13 protein-coding genes are annotated in these 15,924 nt (G+C 73.6%); 2 read left to right on the top strand and 11 right to left on the bottom strand.

The window, feature by feature from the left end:
* Positions 1-40: 40 nt before the first annotated feature.
* The 3 genes from ACIPYQ_RS12945 to ACIPYQ_RS12935 are packed head-to-tail and all read right to left on the bottom strand — an operon-like array spanning position 41 to position 4,838.
* On the bottom strand, positions 41-1,618 hold the full coding sequence (locus tag ACIPYQ_RS12945) for a phytoene desaturase family protein (protein WP_401249722.1): 1,578 nt from the start codon (positions 1,616-1,618) through the stop codon (positions 41-43).
* A complete protein-coding gene (locus ACIPYQ_RS12940) occupies positions 1,615-3,804 on the bottom strand; it encodes a tetratricopeptide repeat protein (RefSeq protein WP_401249719.1) in 2,190 nt (729 codons plus the stop codon). Before ACIPYQ_RS12940 ends, ACIPYQ_RS12945 begins: the two co-directional genes overlap by 4 nt.
* A gap of 26 nt (positions 3,805-3,830) precedes the next feature.
* On the bottom strand, positions 3,831-4,838 hold the full coding sequence (locus ACIPYQ_RS12935) for an oxygenase MpaB family protein (protein WP_401249716.1): 1,008 nt from the start codon (positions 4,836-4,838) through the stop codon (positions 3,831-3,833).
* Positions 4,839-5,036: 198 nt separating this feature from the next.
* Here ACIPYQ_RS12935 and ACIPYQ_RS12930 point away from each other — a divergent pair, with 198 nt between their 5' ends.
* Entirely contained in the window at positions 5,037-5,396 is a 360-nt protein-coding gene (locus tag ACIPYQ_RS12930) for an SAV_915 family protein (RefSeq protein ID WP_401249713.1), read from the top strand.
* A gap of 383 nt (positions 5,397-5,779) precedes the next feature.
* Here ACIPYQ_RS12930 and ACIPYQ_RS12925 read toward each other — a convergent pair whose 3' ends face one another.
* Complete coding sequence (locus ACIPYQ_RS12925; protein ID WP_401249710.1) at positions 5,780-7,195, bottom strand: hypothetical protein; 1,416 nt, start codon at positions 7,193-7,195, stop codon at positions 5,780-5,782.
* Positions 7,196-7,673: 478 nt separating this feature from the next.
* On the opposite strand from ACIPYQ_RS12925, the gene nadE reads away from it, so the two are divergent.
* A complete protein-coding gene (gene nadE, locus ACIPYQ_RS12920; RefSeq protein ID WP_401249707.1) occupies positions 7,674-8,504 on the top strand; it encodes an ammonia-dependent NAD(+) synthetase in 831 nt (276 codons plus the stop codon).
* Positions 8,505-8,550: 46 nt separating this feature from the next.
* On the opposite strand, the gene ACIPYQ_RS12915 is transcribed toward nadE, so the two are convergent.
* The 7 genes from ACIPYQ_RS12915 to ACIPYQ_RS12885 form a co-directional block, all read right to left on the bottom strand.
* Positions 8,551-9,963, bottom strand: a complete 1,413-nt coding sequence (locus tag ACIPYQ_RS12915) for a carotenoid oxygenase family protein (protein ID WP_401249704.1) — start codon at positions 9,961-9,963, stop codon at positions 8,551-8,553.
* A gap of 80 nt (positions 9,964-10,043) precedes the next feature.
* Positions 10,044-10,484, bottom strand: coding sequence for an SRPBCC family protein (locus ACIPYQ_RS12910; RefSeq protein WP_401249701.1), 441 nt, complete (start codon positions 10,482-10,484; stop codon positions 10,044-10,046).
* A gap of 129 nt (positions 10,485-10,613) precedes the next feature.
* Positions 10,614-12,104 carry an MFS transporter gene (locus ACIPYQ_RS12905; protein WP_401249698.1) on the bottom strand — a complete coding sequence of 497 codons (1,491 nt, stop codon included), beginning with the start codon at positions 12,102-12,104 and terminating at the stop codon, positions 10,614-10,616.
* Between the two features lie 97 nt (positions 12,105-12,201).
* Positions 12,202-12,768 carry a TetR/AcrR family transcriptional regulator gene (locus tag ACIPYQ_RS12900; protein ID WP_362240987.1) on the bottom strand — a complete coding sequence of 189 codons (567 nt, stop codon included), beginning with the start codon at positions 12,766-12,768 and terminating at the stop codon, positions 12,202-12,204.
* A 43-nt stretch (positions 12,769-12,811) separates the two neighbouring features.
* Positions 12,812-13,126, bottom strand: coding sequence for a hypothetical protein (locus ACIPYQ_RS12895; RefSeq protein WP_401249695.1), 315 nt, complete (start codon positions 13,124-13,126; stop codon positions 12,812-12,814).
* An 8-nt stretch (positions 13,127-13,134) separates the two neighbouring features.
* Complete coding sequence (locus ACIPYQ_RS12890) at positions 13,135-13,989, bottom strand: hypothetical protein (protein WP_401249692.1); 855 nt, start codon at positions 13,987-13,989, stop codon at positions 13,135-13,137.
* Positions 13,989-15,527, bottom strand: a complete 1,539-nt coding sequence (locus ACIPYQ_RS12885) for a PrsW family intramembrane metalloprotease (RefSeq protein WP_401249689.1) — start codon at positions 15,525-15,527, stop codon at positions 13,989-13,991. Before ACIPYQ_RS12885 ends, ACIPYQ_RS12890 begins: the two co-directional genes overlap by 1 nt.
* Positions 15,528-15,924: the final 397 nt, after the last annotated feature.

Here is a 15,924-nt window from a genome sequence, read left to right as displayed (position 1 = left end):
TTCAGCCATGCGTCGCGCCGGACTCCGCGGCGGCGACGGGCTAGTGCCCGAGCACCGCCATCGCCGCGTTGTGCCCGGGGACCCCGCTGACCCCGCCGCCCCGGACCGCCCCCGCGCCGCACAGCAGGACGTTGCGGTGGGCGGTCTCCACGCCCCACCGGCCGCCCCCGCCCCCGCCCCCGTCCGAGTCGGCGAACGGCCAGGACAGGTCGCGGTGGAAGATGTGTCCTCCGGGCAGGCCCAGTTCGCGTTCCAGGTCCAGCGGGGTCTTCGCCTCGATGCACGGGCGGCCGTCCGCATCGAAGGCCAGGCAGTCGGTGAGCGGTTCGGCCAGGTGCGCGTCGAGCTGCGCGAGGGTGGCGGTCAGCAGTACCTCGCGGGCCTGGTGGTTGTCGTGTCCGAACAGCCGGGCCGGGGTGTGCAGGCCGAAGAGGGTGAGCGTCTGGTAGCCCTGCTCCACCAGCTCCGGGCCGAGGATCGTCGGATCGGTCAGCGAGTGGCAGTAGATCTCCGAGGGTGGTACGGACGGCAGTTCGCCGGAGGCGGCCTCCGCGTGGGCCCGTGCGAGCTCGGCGTACCCCTCGGCGATGTGGAAGGTGCCGCCGAAGGCCTCGCGCGGGTCCACCGCGGTGTCCCGCAGCCGGGGCAACCGGCGCAGCAGCATGTTGACCTTGAGCTGGGCGCCCTCGGGCGTCTCCTGCGGCGGTGCTTCGCCGAGGAGTCCGGCCAGGGCTCGCGGCGAGGCGTTCACCAGCACCGTGCGGCCGACGGCCCGGCCCTCCCCTGTTGCGGTACGGAACACCACCTCGGCCGGAGCGGTCCCGTCCGTGTCGATCCGCAGCACCTCGTGGCCGGTGGCGATCTCCGCCCCGGCGGCCCGCGCGGCGGCCGCGAGGGCGTCCGTCAGGGCGCCCATGCCGCCGACCGGGACGTCCCAGTCCCCGGTCCCGCCGCCGATGACGTGGTAGAGGAAGCAGCGGTTCTGCGCGAGCGAGGGGTCGTGCGCGTCCGCGAAGGTGCCGATCAGGCCGTCCGTGAGGACCACTCCGCGGACCAGGTCGTCCGTGAAGTGCCGCTCGACCGCCTGCCCGAGCGGCTCCTCGAACAGCATCCGCCACGCGGCCTCGTCGTCGATCCTGGCCCGCAGCTCGGCCCGGGTGGGCAGGGGCTCGGTCAGGGTGGGGAACACCTTCCGGGCGACCTGCCCGGTGGTGCCGTAGAAGGCGCGCCAGCTCTCGTACTCGCGGTCCGAGCCGGTCAGTCGGGCGAAGGAGTCACGGGTGCGCTCCTCGCCGCCGCCGACGAGCAGTCCGCCGGGCCGGCCGTCGCGTTCGACGGGCGTGTACGAGGAGATCGTCCGGCGGCGCACCGCGAACCGCAGGTCCAGGTCGCGCACGATCTTCGCCGGGAGCAGGGAGACGAGGTACGAGTAGCGCGAGAGGCGGGCGTCGACGCCCACGAAGGGGCGGCTGGAGATCGCGGCCCCGCCCGTGTTCCCGAGCCGTTCCAGGACGAGGACCGATCTGCCCGCCCGCGCCAGGTACGCGGCGGCCACGAGGCCGTTGTGCCCGCCGCCCACGATCACGTCGTCGTACACGTCCCGCCCGAAGGTCGTCATGGCTCTTGGTAACACACCTCGCCGAGCCGCTCCAGACAGTGGGCTTCGTCGGCGTGGGCCAGCGCCGTGTCGGGATGCTCGTCGCCCAGGGACCGCTCGCGGATGCCGGAGAGATCCCGGTAGATGGGCAGGGCCTCGTCCCAGCGGCCCAGCCGGCTGAGCCCGACGGCGAGTTCCCGGCGGCTGACCAGGGTGTCCGGGTGCTCGGCGCCGAGCACCTCGGCGCGTACGGCGCCCACCTGCCGGGCCTCGGCCACCGCCTCCTCCCAGCGTTCCAGGCGGCCCAGGTTGACCCCGAGGACGTGCCGGGCGCGCAGGGTCTCGGGGTCGGTGGCCCCGTAGGCGCGGGTGCGGTCGCGGACCAGGGCCCGGAACAGGTCGAGGGCCTGCGCGCTGTTCCCGGTGCGGCCGAGCGCGATGCCGACCTCGTAGCGGGCGGCCAGGGTGTCGGGATGGTCGCGGCCGAGCACCCGTTCCCGTACGGCGGTGACCTCGCGGAAGCCGGCCAGGGCCTCCTGCCAGCGCTCCAGGCGGCCGAGCGCGTACGCCGCCTCGTAGCGGGTGAGCAGGGTGTCCGCGTGCTCGGGGCCCAGGACGGCGGCCCGGTCGGCGGCGACCGCGGCGGCCGTGGCGTGGGCGTCGGCGAACCGGCCCAGCGCACCCAGGGCGCAGGCCAGGTTGTGGCGGCAGCGCAGGGTGTCGGGGTGGAGCGGGCCCATGGTCCGGTCGCGGGCCACGAGCACCGCGCGGTAGGTGTCGTGCGCCTCCTGGTGGCGTCCGAGCCGGCCCAGTTCGTACGCCGTCTCCTGGCGCGCGGCGAGGGTGTCGGCGTGGTCCGGGCCGAGCTCCCGCGCCCGCCCGTCGGCCACGGCCGCGTACACGGCGAGCGCCTCCTCGGGGCGGCCCGCGCGGCTGAGGGCGTAGGCGCGCGCGTGACCGGCGGCGAGCGCGTCGGGGCCGGTCCCCCGGGAGCCGGGGCCGCGCGGGACGCCGTACACCGCGGTCAGCCGCGGGTCCTCGGCGGGCTCGGGGCGGACGATGGGCGCGACGGGGCCCACGGCGGGCTGCCCACCGCTCGGACGGACGGCGGGCTGCGCGCCGCTCGGACCGACGATGGACTGCCCACCGCTCGGACCGAGGACGGGCTGCGCGCCGCTCGCGCGGGCGACGGGCTGTTGGCCGCCGGGGCGGGCGGCCGTCCAGGAACCGGTGAGCACCGCCCATTCGCCGCTCGCGGGGCGGGCGTCGATCCCGGCCTTGCGCCCGGCGGTCATCCCGCGGGCCCACGCCGGGAGCGGGGCCTGGGCGCCGGGCAGCCCGCCCGGTCCCAGCCGGGCCTCGACGAGCCGGCGGTGCACGTGGCGGGCGTCGCCGGGCCGGTCCTCGGGGCGCTTGGCGAGCAGGTCCAGGACCACGTCGTCGAAGTAGCCGGGCAGCTCGGGGCGGTGCTCGCGCAGCGGCACGGGCGGGGTGTCGCGGTGGCCGACCAGTACCGACCAGGAGTCGCCGAGGTCGAAGGGCGGGGCTCCGGTGGCGATCTCGTAGAGGACGCAGCCGAGGGAGTAGAGGTCGCTGCGGTGGTCGACCTCGCCGCCGGCGATCTGCTCGGGCGACATGTAGTGCGGGGTGCCCATGGCCATGCCGCCGCCGGTCAGCTTGGCGGTGAAGCCGATGTCGTGGGCCAGGCGGGCGATGCCGAAGTCGCAGATCTTCACGGTGCCGTCGGTGAGCCGCATGATGTTGGCCGGCTTCAGGTCGCGGTGCACGACGCCCTGGTCGTGGGTGTAGCCGAGGGCGGCGGCCATCTGCTCGGCGATGTCGACGACCACGTCCACGGGGAGCGGGCGGGTCTCGTTGTCCTCCAGGAGCTGACTGAGGTTGCGGCCTTCGAGGAGCTCCATGACCAGGTAGAGGGGACCGCCCGCGGCGCTGTCGTCGCCGAAGTCGTGGACGACCGTGACACCGCGGTGCTGGAGGGACGCGGCCACGCGCGCCTCGCGCCGGAACCGCTCGCGCAGCACCTGGGTGAAGTGGGCGTCCTGCTCGGCGCCGATCGGCTTGAGGCACTTCACCGCGACCTGCCGGCCCAGCGATTCGTCACGGGCCCGCCACACCTCGCCCATGCCGCCGCGCCCGATCAGATCGAGCGACCGGTACCGGCCCTGGATCAGTCTGGACTCCGCCATGTCTTAAAGCCGCCCCCGTTGTCGCGCTACGCCCTCCCCGGCCGGTCCAGTATGGCCGCTGATGTACGCAGTGTGTACGGAGAGGGGCGGCTCCCGGGGCCCATGCGACGCATCGCTTTCAAGATGTGACCTGGAGGCAGCTTCCAGCGCAGACCTGCGGGAATGCTGCGCAACACGCTTCCGGTGAGGCGCAGGCGCCGGGTGATGCTGCGCGGCGGCGGTGCGGGTCGCCCGTACAGCTGGTGGGCCCAGCCGGGGAGGGAACCGTACGCGAGGCCGGCGAGCGGGCGCCACAGCAGGTTTCGGCCAGGCACGAGGAGGGCAGGGACCGGCGGGCCGCGCAGGAAGTCGTCCACGGAGTGCGCGTCGGGGCCGGCGGCGAGCTCCGGGCGGATCCGCTCGAAGTAGGCGGCGAGCCCGGCGGTGTCGGCGGGGACGCCGGCCGGGTCGAGGCCGACGAGGCGGGCGTTGACGCGGTTCTCGTCGACGTAGCGGTCGGCCTGGGCAGCGGTGAGGCGGACGCCGGAACGGCGCAGGACGTGCAGGAAGCTGTCAATCTGCGCGCAGTGGATCCACAGCAGCAGCTCGGGGTCGTCGACGGGGAAGCGTTCGCCGGTGTCCGGATCGGTGGCGGAGAGCGTGCGGTGGATCGCGCGGACCCGGCCGCCGGCGCGCTCGGCGGCCTCGCTCGTGCCGTAGGTGAGGGTGCCGACGAAATCGGCGGTGCGCAGCAGCCGGCCCCAGGCGTCCCGGCGGAAGTCGGAGTTCTCGACGACTCCGCGGACGGCTCGGGGGTGGAGCGCCTGGAGGTAGAGCGCCCGGACTCCGGCGATCCACATCATCGGGTCGCCGTGGCAGTGCCAGGTGACGGACGCCGGGCCGTACAGCCCCGGATCGGCGCCGGATCCGGATCCGGATCCGGATCCCGGCCGGGATGCCGACGCTGGCCCTGGTCCTGGTCCTGGCCCTGGTTCCGGTCCTCGTGCTCGTCCTGGTCCGGGTTCCGGTTCTGGTGCGGTCGCGGTGTTCCCCATCCCGTACCTCCCCGTCGCAGGCCCCGGCGGACCCAGCCTACCGATCCGGGGCGGCCGTCAGCGATGCGTATGAACCGGGCCGACCGCCGTCAAGATCCCGTCAGGAAGTGGCGCGCGGGGCGCGGGAGCGGGCATAGCTTCGGCGTCACAGGCCGATCGGTCTCCGATCGGCGACCGCGGCCCCATCAGGAGGACCCCATGTGCCTGTTCCAGTACGCCGACGACCCGGAGCCCGAGGAACAGGGCCCGGCCGGACCCCTCTACGTGCCCGTCCGGCCGGGAACCGCGGAGGTGGTGCTCCGGATGTTCCGCACCCCGATGGGTGAACGCACCGCCGTCGGATTCACCCGTCCGGACCTGCTGGCCTCGACGCTCGGCGCCGGCCAGCCGTGGATCCGGCTCTCCGAGTCCGCGCTCCGGGCGCTGGCCGCTCCGCTCGGCACGTACCTGCTGACGATCGACCCGACTCTTTCGGCTCCCGCCGTCACCCCGGTGCCGGCGACCTCGACCCCGGCCCCGACCGCCTCCGCGACCGAAGCCGCGGTCCGTTCCGTGTGACGGCGAGGCCTTCGTCACCACCGCCGAACTTCGCGCGGGCCCGGGCGGACCCCGGTGCCCGCCGGAGCCGGGTTTCCGGGGCTTCGCCCCAGGCCCCGCGCCTCAAACGCCGGCGGGGCTGGAAGTGCCCGGCCCGGCGGCAAGCCGCAGCGAGCCGGATCCAGCCCCGCCCAGGGTGGCCGTGGACGGCGGCACGAGCGACGACCCACGGCCGGCCCCGTACGGGGTCCGCTGCGCGCCCCGTCTCATCGGGCGCGGCGCGGCGCGGATTCCCGTACGGCCACGGTCGTCGGCCGCCACTGAGAGGCGGGGGACGTCCTGGCCGCGGACCTGGCGCTGCCGGCCGGCGCCACCGGGTGCGTACGGTCCCGGAGGCGGGGGGCTCAGCGGCCGAAGACCCAGGTGGTGGCCGTGGCGGTGTTGTTCCTCCTGTTCCGGTCCGGGGTGCGGGAGGTGACGGCGGCCTTCGCGGTGATCGTGGGGCGCTGGACGGCCCGTACCGTGACGTGGAAGACGCGCAGCTGTCCGGCGCCCAGGGCATCGACGTGCCAGGTCTGCGGAGTGGGGGTGCGGCGGTCGGCGCCGGGGGGCGCATCCGTGACCTGCGCTCCGCGCGGCAGGGTCAGGGTGACGGCCAGGTCCGCGGCGGCGAAGGGCCCCTTGTTGGTCACCGTGACGGCATAGGTGTACTCGGCCCCGCCGCGCACGGAGGCCGGAGCGCTCAGGCGGACCGCCAGGTCGGCCCGGGGCGGACCGGCGCCGAGCTCCAGCCGTCCGACGCGGTCGCCGCCGAGTTCGGTGAACCACATGTTGGCGTCCGGCCCCGCGGTGATGCGGACGGGGAGGCTGCCCGCGTTGGGGAGCGGGTAGCGCGCGAAGTCCCCGTGGGGGGTGATCCGCCCGATCCCGTCGGTGAGCTGCTCGGTGAACCACAGGTTCCCGTCGGGCCCGGCGGCGATCCCGTCCGGGCCGCTGCTGCCGGCCGGCAGGGGATATTCGGTGATCTTGCCCCTGCGGGTGATCTTCCCGATCCGGTCGGCGAAGAGCTCGGTGAACCAGAGGTTCCCGTCGGGCCCGGCGGTGATGACGTCCGGGCCGCTGTCGGCGTTGGGCAGGGGGTATTCGGTGATCTTGCCCTTGGGGGTGATCCTCCCGATCCGGTTTCCGGAGATCTCGGTGAACCACAGGTTCCCGTCGGGCCCGGTCACGATGGACTCCGGGGCGCTGCCGGGGTGGGGCAGGGGGTAGAAGGTGATCTGCCCGCTGGGGGTGATCCGCCCGATCCGGTCGCCGGGATCCATGGTGAACCACAGGTTCCCGTCGGGCCCCGTGGTGATGGCGAACGGTGTGCCGCTGCCGGCGGGCAGGTCGTACTCGGTGATGTCACCCGCCGTGGTGATGTTCCCGATCCGGCGGCTGACGTCGGTGAACCACAGCTTGCCGTCGGGCCCGGCGGTGATCCCGAAGGGGCTGTTGTCGTCGCCGGGCAGCTGGTACTCGGTCAGGTCCCCGGTGGGGGTGATCCGGGCGATCTTCCTGATGCCCACCTCCGTGAACCAGAGGTTCCCGTCGGAGCCCGTGGTGATCTCGCCGGGAAAGCTGCCGGCCGTGGGGAGGGGGTACTCGGTGATGTCCCCGACGTCGGCGCGGGCGGGAGCGGGAGCGGGGGCGGCCGAGGCCACGGGGAGGCTGATCAGGCCGAGGAGCAGGGCGGCGGCTAGCTGGAACGCCCAGCTCGGGCGGCGGCGTCGGGGTGTCCGGGGCGGGGACCCGCACAGGGCGCGTGGGGACGTCGGCATCGGGAGGCAGACCTTTCGGCCGGAGGTCGGGGGCGGACCCGCCATCGGGGCGGGACCTCGCCGGCGGGTCTGGGCACTGTCGGGCGGCGCTCGAGGTCGCGACAGCGGTGCGCTGCTGGATGCCCGGGCATGCGCACTGCGCAGCGTAGGACCCCGGGTGACGGTCTGTCAGGCGACGGTGGGCCAAGAGGCTGACGGCCGGACGAGGAGGCCGTGCGCCGGCCGGCGGCGCCGGGGCGCCCGTACGGGGACCGTAGCGACCGGCCGGTTGCCTCGGCCGACCCGGCCGGGCGCCGTGGCCGAGCAGGCCCGATGCCGTGGCCGACCGAGCCGGATGCCCTGCCCGAGCAGGCCGGATGCCTTGAGCGGGCGGTCGCTGCCGTCCTCTAGAGTGCTTCCGTCCCCCATCCACGCGCCCGTGGCCCCGGCCCTGCGGCGCGCCCCCGAACCCGCCCACGGGCCCGACCGAGGAGCAGCCGTGACCGACCTGGCGTCCATACCCCTGCAGCAGGAGATCGCCCGGGATCTCCAGGTGAGCGCGTCCTTCGACGCGCAGCAGGAGATCGAACGCCGGGTGGCCTTCCTCGCCGGCCAGCTGACCTCCACGGGCCTGCGCTCCCTGGTGCTGGGCATCAGCGGCGGTGTGGACTCCACCACCGCCGGCCGGCTGTGCCAGCTCGCGGTCGAGCGGGTCCGTGCTACGGGGCAGGACGCCACGTTCTTCGCGATGCGGCTGCCGTACGGCACCCAGGCCGACGAGGCGGACGCGCAGCTGGCGCTGGAGTTCATCCGGCCCGACCGGGTCCTGACCGTCGACATCAAGTCCGCGAGCGACGCGGCGCTGGAGGCGGTGCTGGCCGGCGGCACGGTCTTCCGCGACGCGCACCACCAGGACTTCGTGCACGGCAACGTCAAGGCCCGGCAGCGCATGATCGCCCAGTACGCGGTGGCGGGCGCCCACGAGGGCCTGGTGGTCGGCACCGACCACGCCGCCGAGGCGGTCTCCGGCTTCTTCACCAAGTTCGGCGACGGCGCGGCCGACGTGGTGCCGCTCACCGGCCTCACCAAGCGGCGCGTACGGGCCCTGTCCCAGGCCCTGGGCGCGCCCGCCGGCCTGACCGTGAAGACCCCGACGGCCGACCTGGAGACGCTGAAGCCGGGCCGGCCCGACGAGGAGGCGCTCGGCGTCACCTACGACGACATCGACGACCTGCTGGAGGGGAAGCCCGTCGGCGAGGCCGCCTTCGCGGCCATCACCCACCGCTACCGGCTGACCGAGCACAAGCGACAGCTCCCGATCGCCCCCTGAGCCGGCGCCGGGCCCCGGGGGTGGAGTCCCCCGGGGCCACCGTCGTTCAGCTGTCGGAGCCGGCGGGGCCGCCGGCGACGTGGCCGTCCAGGTCGGCGTCCAGGTCACCGTGCAGGTCGCCGTCGGGGATCCAGGAGCCGTGGATGCCGCCGGTGACCCGGCGCGGCAGGCGGACCGTAGCGATCCGCTCGAGGGCGGAGGCGTCCAGGACCAGGAGCTCGGAGGCGTTCTGCTTGAGGTCGGAGACGACGGTGAGCAGGTAGCCGTCGTCCTCGCGGGTGGCCCCGGCGGCGGGGACGAACACGGCCTCGCTGAGCAGCCGGGCGTCGCCGGCCTCGTGGAGGTGACGGGCGCCGGTGCTGCGGTCGTACTTGACGATGCCGTAGCCGCCCTGGCCCTCCTGGTCGGGGAAGGAGACCGCGTACTGGTAGCGGTGCTCGGCGCCGAGGAACTCCTCGTTGAGCGTGGGGAATTCGATGGCGAGGTCGTCGATGGTCTGCTCGTCCACGCGACCGGCGGCCAGGTCGACGACCCATCGGCGGTTGTAGGAGCGGGTGTTGGGTTCCGTACCGCGGCCGGGAGCACCGACCCACCAGTTCCAGGAGAGCTCGAACCCCTCCCGGTCCACGGTCGGGCCCTCCAGCACGATCCGGCCCAGGGCGTCCTCGTAGGCGTTGGCGGCGTGCAGCATGCTGCCCGGCTCGACGGGGAACCAGCGGATCTGCGCCGCGCCCTGCGGGCCACGGGGCATGACGCCGATCCGCGCCGGCTGTGCGTCGCTCCAGCCGTACGGGATGCCGGAGTGCTCGGCGGGGTCGAAGGTGACGGTGCCCTCGTAGAAGACCACGTAGTGGCGGGTGACGGCGAAGTCGTGCTTGAGGGCGGCGGTCGCCCCCGCGACTTCGAGGCTGTGGGTGACCTGCCCCTTGGCGTCGGCGACGTAGTACATGAGGTGGGGCGGGAACGGCGAGGAGCCGAAGAAGTGCAGCTCGCCGGTGACCGGGTCGGTTTTCGGGTGCGCGGTCATCGCGCCGCGCAGCCTGCCGCCGAAGTCGTAGGCGCCGACCGTGTCGAGGTCTCGGGTGAGCTCGAAGGGGAAGTTCGCCTCGCACAGGGCGAGGAGGCGACCGGCGTGCTCGATGACGTGGGTGCCGGCGGTGCTGGCCTCCAGGTCCGGGCCGTGCTCGGTCATGTAGGGCGCGCCGTCCAGGGCGGGGGTGTGCACCCAGCGGTTGCGGTACCACTCGGCGCGGCCTTCGCGCAGCCGGATGCCGTGGACCATGCCGCTGCCCTTGAACCAGTGGGTGGGGGTGACACCGGGCTTGGGGTTGTGGCTGTTGCGGATCAGCCGGCCGGTGAGCTCCGGGGGAAGGGACCCCTCGACGGTCAGCTCGGTGGCGGTGATCTCGTCGACGGCCGGGGTGTAGTGGCCGGTCAGGTAGGGCTTGTCGGCGGTCATGGCAGGAACCTCGCTTTGCGTGACGGTGTGGGCGCGTGGGTGTGGGTTTGGGACACGGGGCGAAGAGCGATGACCGACCGTCAGTCGGCCTGCTCGGCACGGTTCTTGAGGGCGGCGAGCCAGGCGGTCAGGGAGTCGCGCAGGGCCTGGCCGAGTTCGGCGGGGGCGGCGTCGACGGGGGCGCCGCTCCAGGACTCCTCGGTGCGGACGGTCACCTGGCCGCCGGTCTGCTCGAAGGTCCACACGTGGATGCCCTCGATGCCGTTGGCCGGGCCGCCCCAGACGAGCCGCTCACCGGGAACGATCTCGCGGATGGTGGAGGTGATGTCCAGCCCGTGCGTCTTCCAGCTGAAGGAGTGGCCCGGCAGCAGCGGGCCGTCGAGCTGCGCCTGGTCGACGTGGGCGTTCCAGCTCGGCCAGGCGTCGATGTCGGTGTGCAGGGCCCAGACCCGCTCCAGCGGGGCGTCGATCACGGTGGACAGGCGGACGATGGCGGGCGCGGTCTCGTCGATGGTGAACATGGCTGCTCTTCCTCTCGGTTGATGTACGGGCGGTGACGCGTTCGGTCGGGTGGGACGAGTGGAACGGGCGCAACGGGTGGAACGGGTGGAGGCGTGGGCTCGGTCGGCCGGGTCCGGCGTCCCGGCCGGTCAGTGACGGCCGTCGGCGGCGGCGGGCTGCGGGGCCGGGCCCGCTCCGGCTTCGGAGGGGCCGGTCACCGTACGGCGAGTGAGGAGCGGGGCGAGGGCGGCGGTGGCCAGGAGGACGGCGGCGCAGACGCCGAAGGCGATGCGGTAGCCGGCCGTGAGCGCTTCCAGCTGCGGTTGGTGGACGGCTGCGTGGGCGGTGGCGGTACCCGCGAGGGTGGCCAGGACGGCGAGGCCGATCGCCCCGCCGACCTGCCGGGAGGTGTTCACCAGTCCGCCGGCCAGCCCGGCGTCCTGGGGGGCGACGCCCTCCACGGACAGGGCGGTGAGCTGGACGAAGGCGATGCTCAGGCCCAGACCGATGAGGATGCCGGGGCCGAGGAGGTCGGCGGCGTAGCTGCCGTGGGCGCTGATCCGGGACAGCCAGAGCAGTCCCGCGGCCTCGGTCAGCAGGGCGGCGGTCACCGTCGCGGTGGCGCCGATGCGGCGGGAGATCCGCGGGGCGAGGGTGGAGCCGAGCATGTTGGCGGCGGCGAGCGGGAGTTGGCCGAGGCCGGTGACCAGCGGGCCGGAGCCGAGGACCTGCTGCTGGTAGAGCGGCAGGAAGAAGAACAGGGCGATCCACACCGAGCCGAGCAGCGCCATCAGCGCGTTGCCGACGGTGACGCGACCGGCGCGGAACAGGCGCGGCGGCAGCAGTGGGTTCGGGTGGCGTCGCTCGACGAGGACGAACGCGGTCAGCAGCACGGCGGTAACGGCGAAGGCCCCGAGGACGGTGGTGTCCGTCCAGCCCGAGCGGCGGGCGGTGGTCAGGCCCCACACCAGGGCGGTCAGCGCGAGGGTGACGGTGGCGGTGCCGGGCAGGTCGAACCGGCCGCTGCCGGCGACCGGGGCAGTGGCAGTGGCCGGGACCGGGGCCGGGGCCCGCGGCACGCTGATCACGGCGCCCACCAGGACCAGGACCGTACCGATGGCGACGGCGAAGAAGATCCACTGCCAGCCCCGGGCCTGGGTGAGGGCGCCACCGAGCAGGACTCCGGCCGCGCCTCCCGCGCCGGACACCGCGCCCCACACGCCGAGCGCCCTCCCCCGCCCGGGTCCCGGCGGGAACAGGTCCATCACCAGGGCCAGGGCCGCCGGGGCGATCGCCGCGGCGCCCAGGCCCTGCAGTGCGCGGGCGGCGATCAGGACCGGGGACGAGGTGGCCAGCCCGGCGGCCAGCGAGGCCGCCCCGAACACCGCGAGCCCCGCGAGCAGGACCCGGCGCCGGCCGAGGAGGTCGGCCGCCCTTCCGCCGGCGAGCAGCAGCGCCCCGAAGGCCAGGCCGTAGGCGTTGACCACCCAGGTCGTGCCGCTGTCCGACAGGCCGATGCCGTCGCGGATCTGCGGGAGGGCCACGTTCACGATCGAGGTGGCGAGCATGACGGTGAACTGCGCCCCCGCCAGAACTGCGAGCGCCGCTCCCGGGCTCCGGGTGGTGGCGGTGATCCTCACGAGACCCTCCTTGAGTGGTTGACCACTCACACTTGACGCCTGAAAAAGGGCGGGGCTCATGCCCCGCCGACAGTCCGGCTCTACGGCGACGCCGGACTCAGTAGTGCGTGATGCCCGCGGACAGCGTCCGCATCCAGGGCGCATCCACGTCACCGGCCCCCATGGAGACGATGAGGTGGCACAGCATGCCGCGCGCGAAGAACTGCTGGACCTGCTCCTCAGCGCCGCCGGAGGCGCCGCGGACGTACTCCACCAGGCGGGCGTAACCCTGCTGGACCACCTCGCGCACGGCCGGCTCGGAAACGGCCGCGGCCTGGGCGTGCAGCTGAATCAGCATCAGGTCGTTGTCGCTGATCAGCAGCGCGTACGCATCCCCCATGGCCTCCAGGACCACCTCGGCGGAGCTGCCCTTCGCCTCGGCCGCAGCCCGCTCCAGAGCGGCCCGGACCTGTACGAAGCAGTGCTCGACCACCGCGGTGAACAGCAGCTCCTTGCTGGGGAACAGCCGGTAGACGTAGGCCTGCGAGATGCCGGCCGCCTTCGCCACCTCGGTCGTGGTGGTGCCCCAGTAGCCGCGCGCCGCGAAGGCGCCGATGGCGGTGCGCAGCACCGTCTCGCGGCGCTCTTCGGCGGTGGACAGCTTGCGGGGTCGTTCGCTCTTCATGTGAGTACTCAACCACTCACACCCTTGTGTGTCAACGCTCCCTTCAGTCCTGCGCGGGCAGCGGCGGCGGTGTCTCGGCGTCGCCGAAGAAGTAGGCGTGGGCGTGCTGGAGGTAGGCGTACAGCTCGTCCTCGCCGAGGAACTCGATCACCCCCTCGGTGAGCAACTCCCACTCGGTGAGCGACATCCCGCGGGTGCGGATCACCTCGGCGAGGCCGTCCCGCTGGAGCTCGTAACTCCGCGCGAACGGTCCTCGGAGGCGGAAGCTGTTGTGGATGCTCTCTTTGAGGTCCTCCGGCTCGTTGAGGCAGTCGGGCCCGAAGGCACGCTTGATGAAGGTGCCCGTCAGATCGTCCACGTCGTCTCCTAGGGGTGCCGTTCGTCCTGCGGTGAAGGGTGCATGGTGAGCAGCCAGATGCCGTCCGGGGCCTGCTTGTAGATCGCTGAGATGTGTCCGCCACGGAAGTCCACGGGGAGCAGGTTGATCGAGCCGTCGGCGTCCTTCGGGTTGGCCGGGTCGACGTAGTACCCCTCGAACCTCGCCGTGTGGTCTCCGGGGCCGAAGATCTCCTCGATGCTCGCCTCGACAAGGTCCGGACTGCCCCGCAGGGCCTTCTCGCGCAGGTGGGCCTCGGCCCGCACGAAGTCCGCCGGGTCGCGGAACTTCGTCGCGTAGTCCCCGCAGAAGTGGTCCGACAGCGTCGACTTGTTGGGCAAGACCTCCTTCGTGCACGTCCCTCTGTCGCACGCCGGGTCGACGTGGTTCATGGTTCTGACGTGGCCGCTGGGCTTCAGCTTCGGACTGCCGTCCTTGTAGACCGGCCGCCCCTTGCGGGCCTTGAGCGCCGCGGTGTCCGGCAAGAGGTGGCGCTGCGGGGCGTGCCCTTGCAGTGCGAGGGCCCTGATCACGCGTTCGGTGTCGGGGCCGGCCGGGCCGGTGGTGGCACCGCTGCGGTAGAGCCTGATCCCGTGTGCCGTGGCGGCGGCCAGCGCCGCCGCGGCGGCGGCGATGGATGCGGTGTTCGGGAGCGTGGACACGCAGACGTGGGAGGGGAGTTCCGGGCCGTCCGGCGGTTCGGCCGTGGCGGGGGCCGGAGCACCCTCGTAGGTGATGCTGCCGCACGATGCCGCGGCCGTCGGGGCGGTCAGCAGCCAGAACAGCAGGGTGCCGACGAGGGTCACCAGCCACGGGGCGGTCAGCCGAGTGGTTCGGCCTCGCATCACACGTCCTTTCCGCCCGCCGGAGCGGGCATCGGTACGGGAGTTGGCGGAACTCTCGGCGCGGGCGGTGACGGGCAGACGTGAGGGCCCGCCGGGTGGCCCTTCAACGCGAGGATCCGCTCGCACAGGACGGCGTCGTCGGGGGCGGCGGGATCGCTCTCGCCGCGCAGGTGGTGCCACCGCTCGGTCGCGAGGTCGAGCTGCGCCGCGTGCAGCCGGGACAGCCGGCGGTAGGCGGCGAGCCGCTGGCGGAGGCTGCCGCGGCTACGCAGGGCGTCCACCTTGAGCCGGAACCGACGGGCCGGCGACAGCAGCAGCGCGGCTTCGTCTGTGGTGATCGCCTGCCTGGCCGGCGGGGGCAGGCTGTCCAGCGCCGCCTCGAGTCCGCCCGCCTGGCTGCGCAGCCCCCGCCGCAGGAGGAGGACGTACAGCACGACGAGGGGGCCCTGCAGCAGGAGGATCTGGGCCGGGAGGACGATCAGGATGCCGGCCGCCTCCCCCGCCGGAAACCACCGGGGCGACTCCTTGGCGAGGTAGTCGATCACGCTGTTGTTGCAGAAGTGCGCGCCGGCCGCGGTGAGGAAACCGGTGCCGACGGCGGTCAGTTGCCGTGTCCGGCCGTGCAGCTGCCGGGCGAGCCCGATACCGGCGCCGCTGACGGCGGTGAACGCCGTGTGGGCGGCCATGAGTCCGAGCGCCTGCCTGCCCCAGTGGTGGAAGTTCGCGGCCGCCCCGCCCCACTCGGACATGTAGACGACGCTTTCGGTGAAGTTGAAGCCGATCCCGGTGGCCGCGCCGATGACGACGCCGGAGACGACGCCGTCGAAGTGGCGGCGGTGCAGCAGGAAGAGGACCGCCACGCCCGCCGCCTTGCCGAACTCCTCGAAGAGCCCGGCGACGACGGGCGCGCCGAGCGTCTTGCGGTACATCAGGTCCAGCGGGTTCTCCGGGAGGGGGAAGTGCAGCGTGGAGAACCCGGACCACCAGTCGTTCATCGTCATCCCGAAACCGGCGGCGATGACCGCACCCCAGCCGAAGGCGGCCAGCAGCAGCGGCACCGGAACGCGCCGGAACCGCTGCGCGCAGTGCACCAGTGCCAGCGCGTACGCGGTCGTGGGCAGGCAGAGCAGGACCGTCGCCGCCCATGCCGCCGGCCACGCCAGCAGGGGGACGACGGGCAGGCACATCACCGCGAACGGCAGCAGCAGCATCACGACGAGCGCCCTGCGGTAGCGCCGGGCCACCCCCTTCGGGAGTCCGGCCGGGTCGCGCGCGCACCACACGTGGAGCCGGACGACGGCTGCCAGAAGGGCCGTCAGCAGCCAGCACGGAAGGTAGATCCAGTAGGGCAGCGACTGCACGGCGCTCACCAGCTCGTCCAGCGCCTCCATCTCCGGTGGCAGTTCGAGCTGCCGGGGCAGGACGAGCTTGAGGACCATGCCCAGCGCGACCGCCGCGTGCAGGGAAAGGACGACGAGGAGCGCCGCCGGCCGCCGCCCGGGCCCGGTCAGGACGCCGACGGGTCGTCCCTCGGTCATGGGGTCATCCTCCTGACGGTCCGGGGTAACGGGGCAGTTCCGGCAGGCCCGGCAGCCGGGGCGGTGCCTGTGTGGGCCAGGCGGTGGGGAAGGGGAGTACGGGCGGCTCGTCCCACGGGTCGGCGGACGGCGGCCTGGTCACCGTGCCCGAACGCGGCGGGGCCGGGGGAGGCGACGACATGCCCGGAAGGCGCTGCACGTCCTCCAAGGTGGTGTGCCGGTCGACTCCAAAGCTCACGAACGCCCCGAGTGCGATCAGGAGACCGCCCGCGACGAGGCCGAACGTCCGGAAGAACCGCAGGTGCGGCTGTGACTCGAAGCCGGGCTGTTCATGTCCGGTCCGGGAGGTCCCGGCGGCGTGCGAACCGGCGGCGTGCGAACCGGCGGCTGCGCCTTG

Origin of the sequence: Streptomyces sp. NPDC090045, assembly GCF_044747975.1 — a bacterium.
Lineage (GTDB): Bacteria > Actinomycetota > Actinomycetes > Streptomycetales > Streptomycetaceae > Streptomyces.
The sequence above is the reverse complement of the archived record's forward strand: the minus strand, read 5'-3'. Positions and strand labels throughout refer to the sequence as shown.

Coding starts and splice junctions, on each gene's coding strand:
- ACIPYQ_RS12930 (WP_401249713.1), top strand. CDS start 5,037: ATGTGCCTGTTCCAGTACGCCGACGACCCGGAGCCCGAGGAACAGGGC.
- ACIPYQ_RS12890 (WP_401249692.1), bottom strand. CDS start 13,989: ATGCGAGGCCGAACCACTCGGCTGACCGCCCCGTGGCTGGTGACCCTC.
- ACIPYQ_RS12940 (WP_401249719.1), bottom strand. CDS start 3,804: ATGGCGGAGTCCAGACTGATCCAGGGCCGGTACCGGTCGCTCGATCTG.
- ACIPYQ_RS12885 (WP_401249689.1), bottom strand. CDS start 15,527: ATGACCGAGGGACGACCCGTCGGCGTCCTGACCGGGCCCGGGCGGCGG.
- ACIPYQ_RS12900 (WP_362240987.1), bottom strand. CDS start 12,768: ATGAAGAGCGAACGACCCCGCAAGCTGTCCACCGCCGAAGAGCGCCGC.
- ACIPYQ_RS12925 (WP_401249710.1), bottom strand. CDS start 7,195: ATGCCGACGTCCCCACGCGCCCTGTGCGGGTCCCCGCCCCGGACACCC.
- ACIPYQ_RS12910 (WP_401249701.1), bottom strand. CDS start 10,484: ATGTTCACCATCGACGAGACCGCGCCCGCCATCGTCCGCCTGTCCACC.
- ACIPYQ_RS12945 (WP_401249722.1), bottom strand. CDS start 1,618: ATGACGACCTTCGGGCGGGACGTGTACGACGACGTGATCGTGGGCGGC.
- ACIPYQ_RS12935 (WP_401249716.1), bottom strand. CDS start 4,838: ATGGGGAACACCGCGACCGCACCAGAACCGGAACCCGGACCAGGACGA.
- ACIPYQ_RS12915 (WP_401249704.1), bottom strand. CDS start 9,963: ATGACCGCCGACAAGCCCTACCTGACCGGCCACTACACCCCGGCCGTC.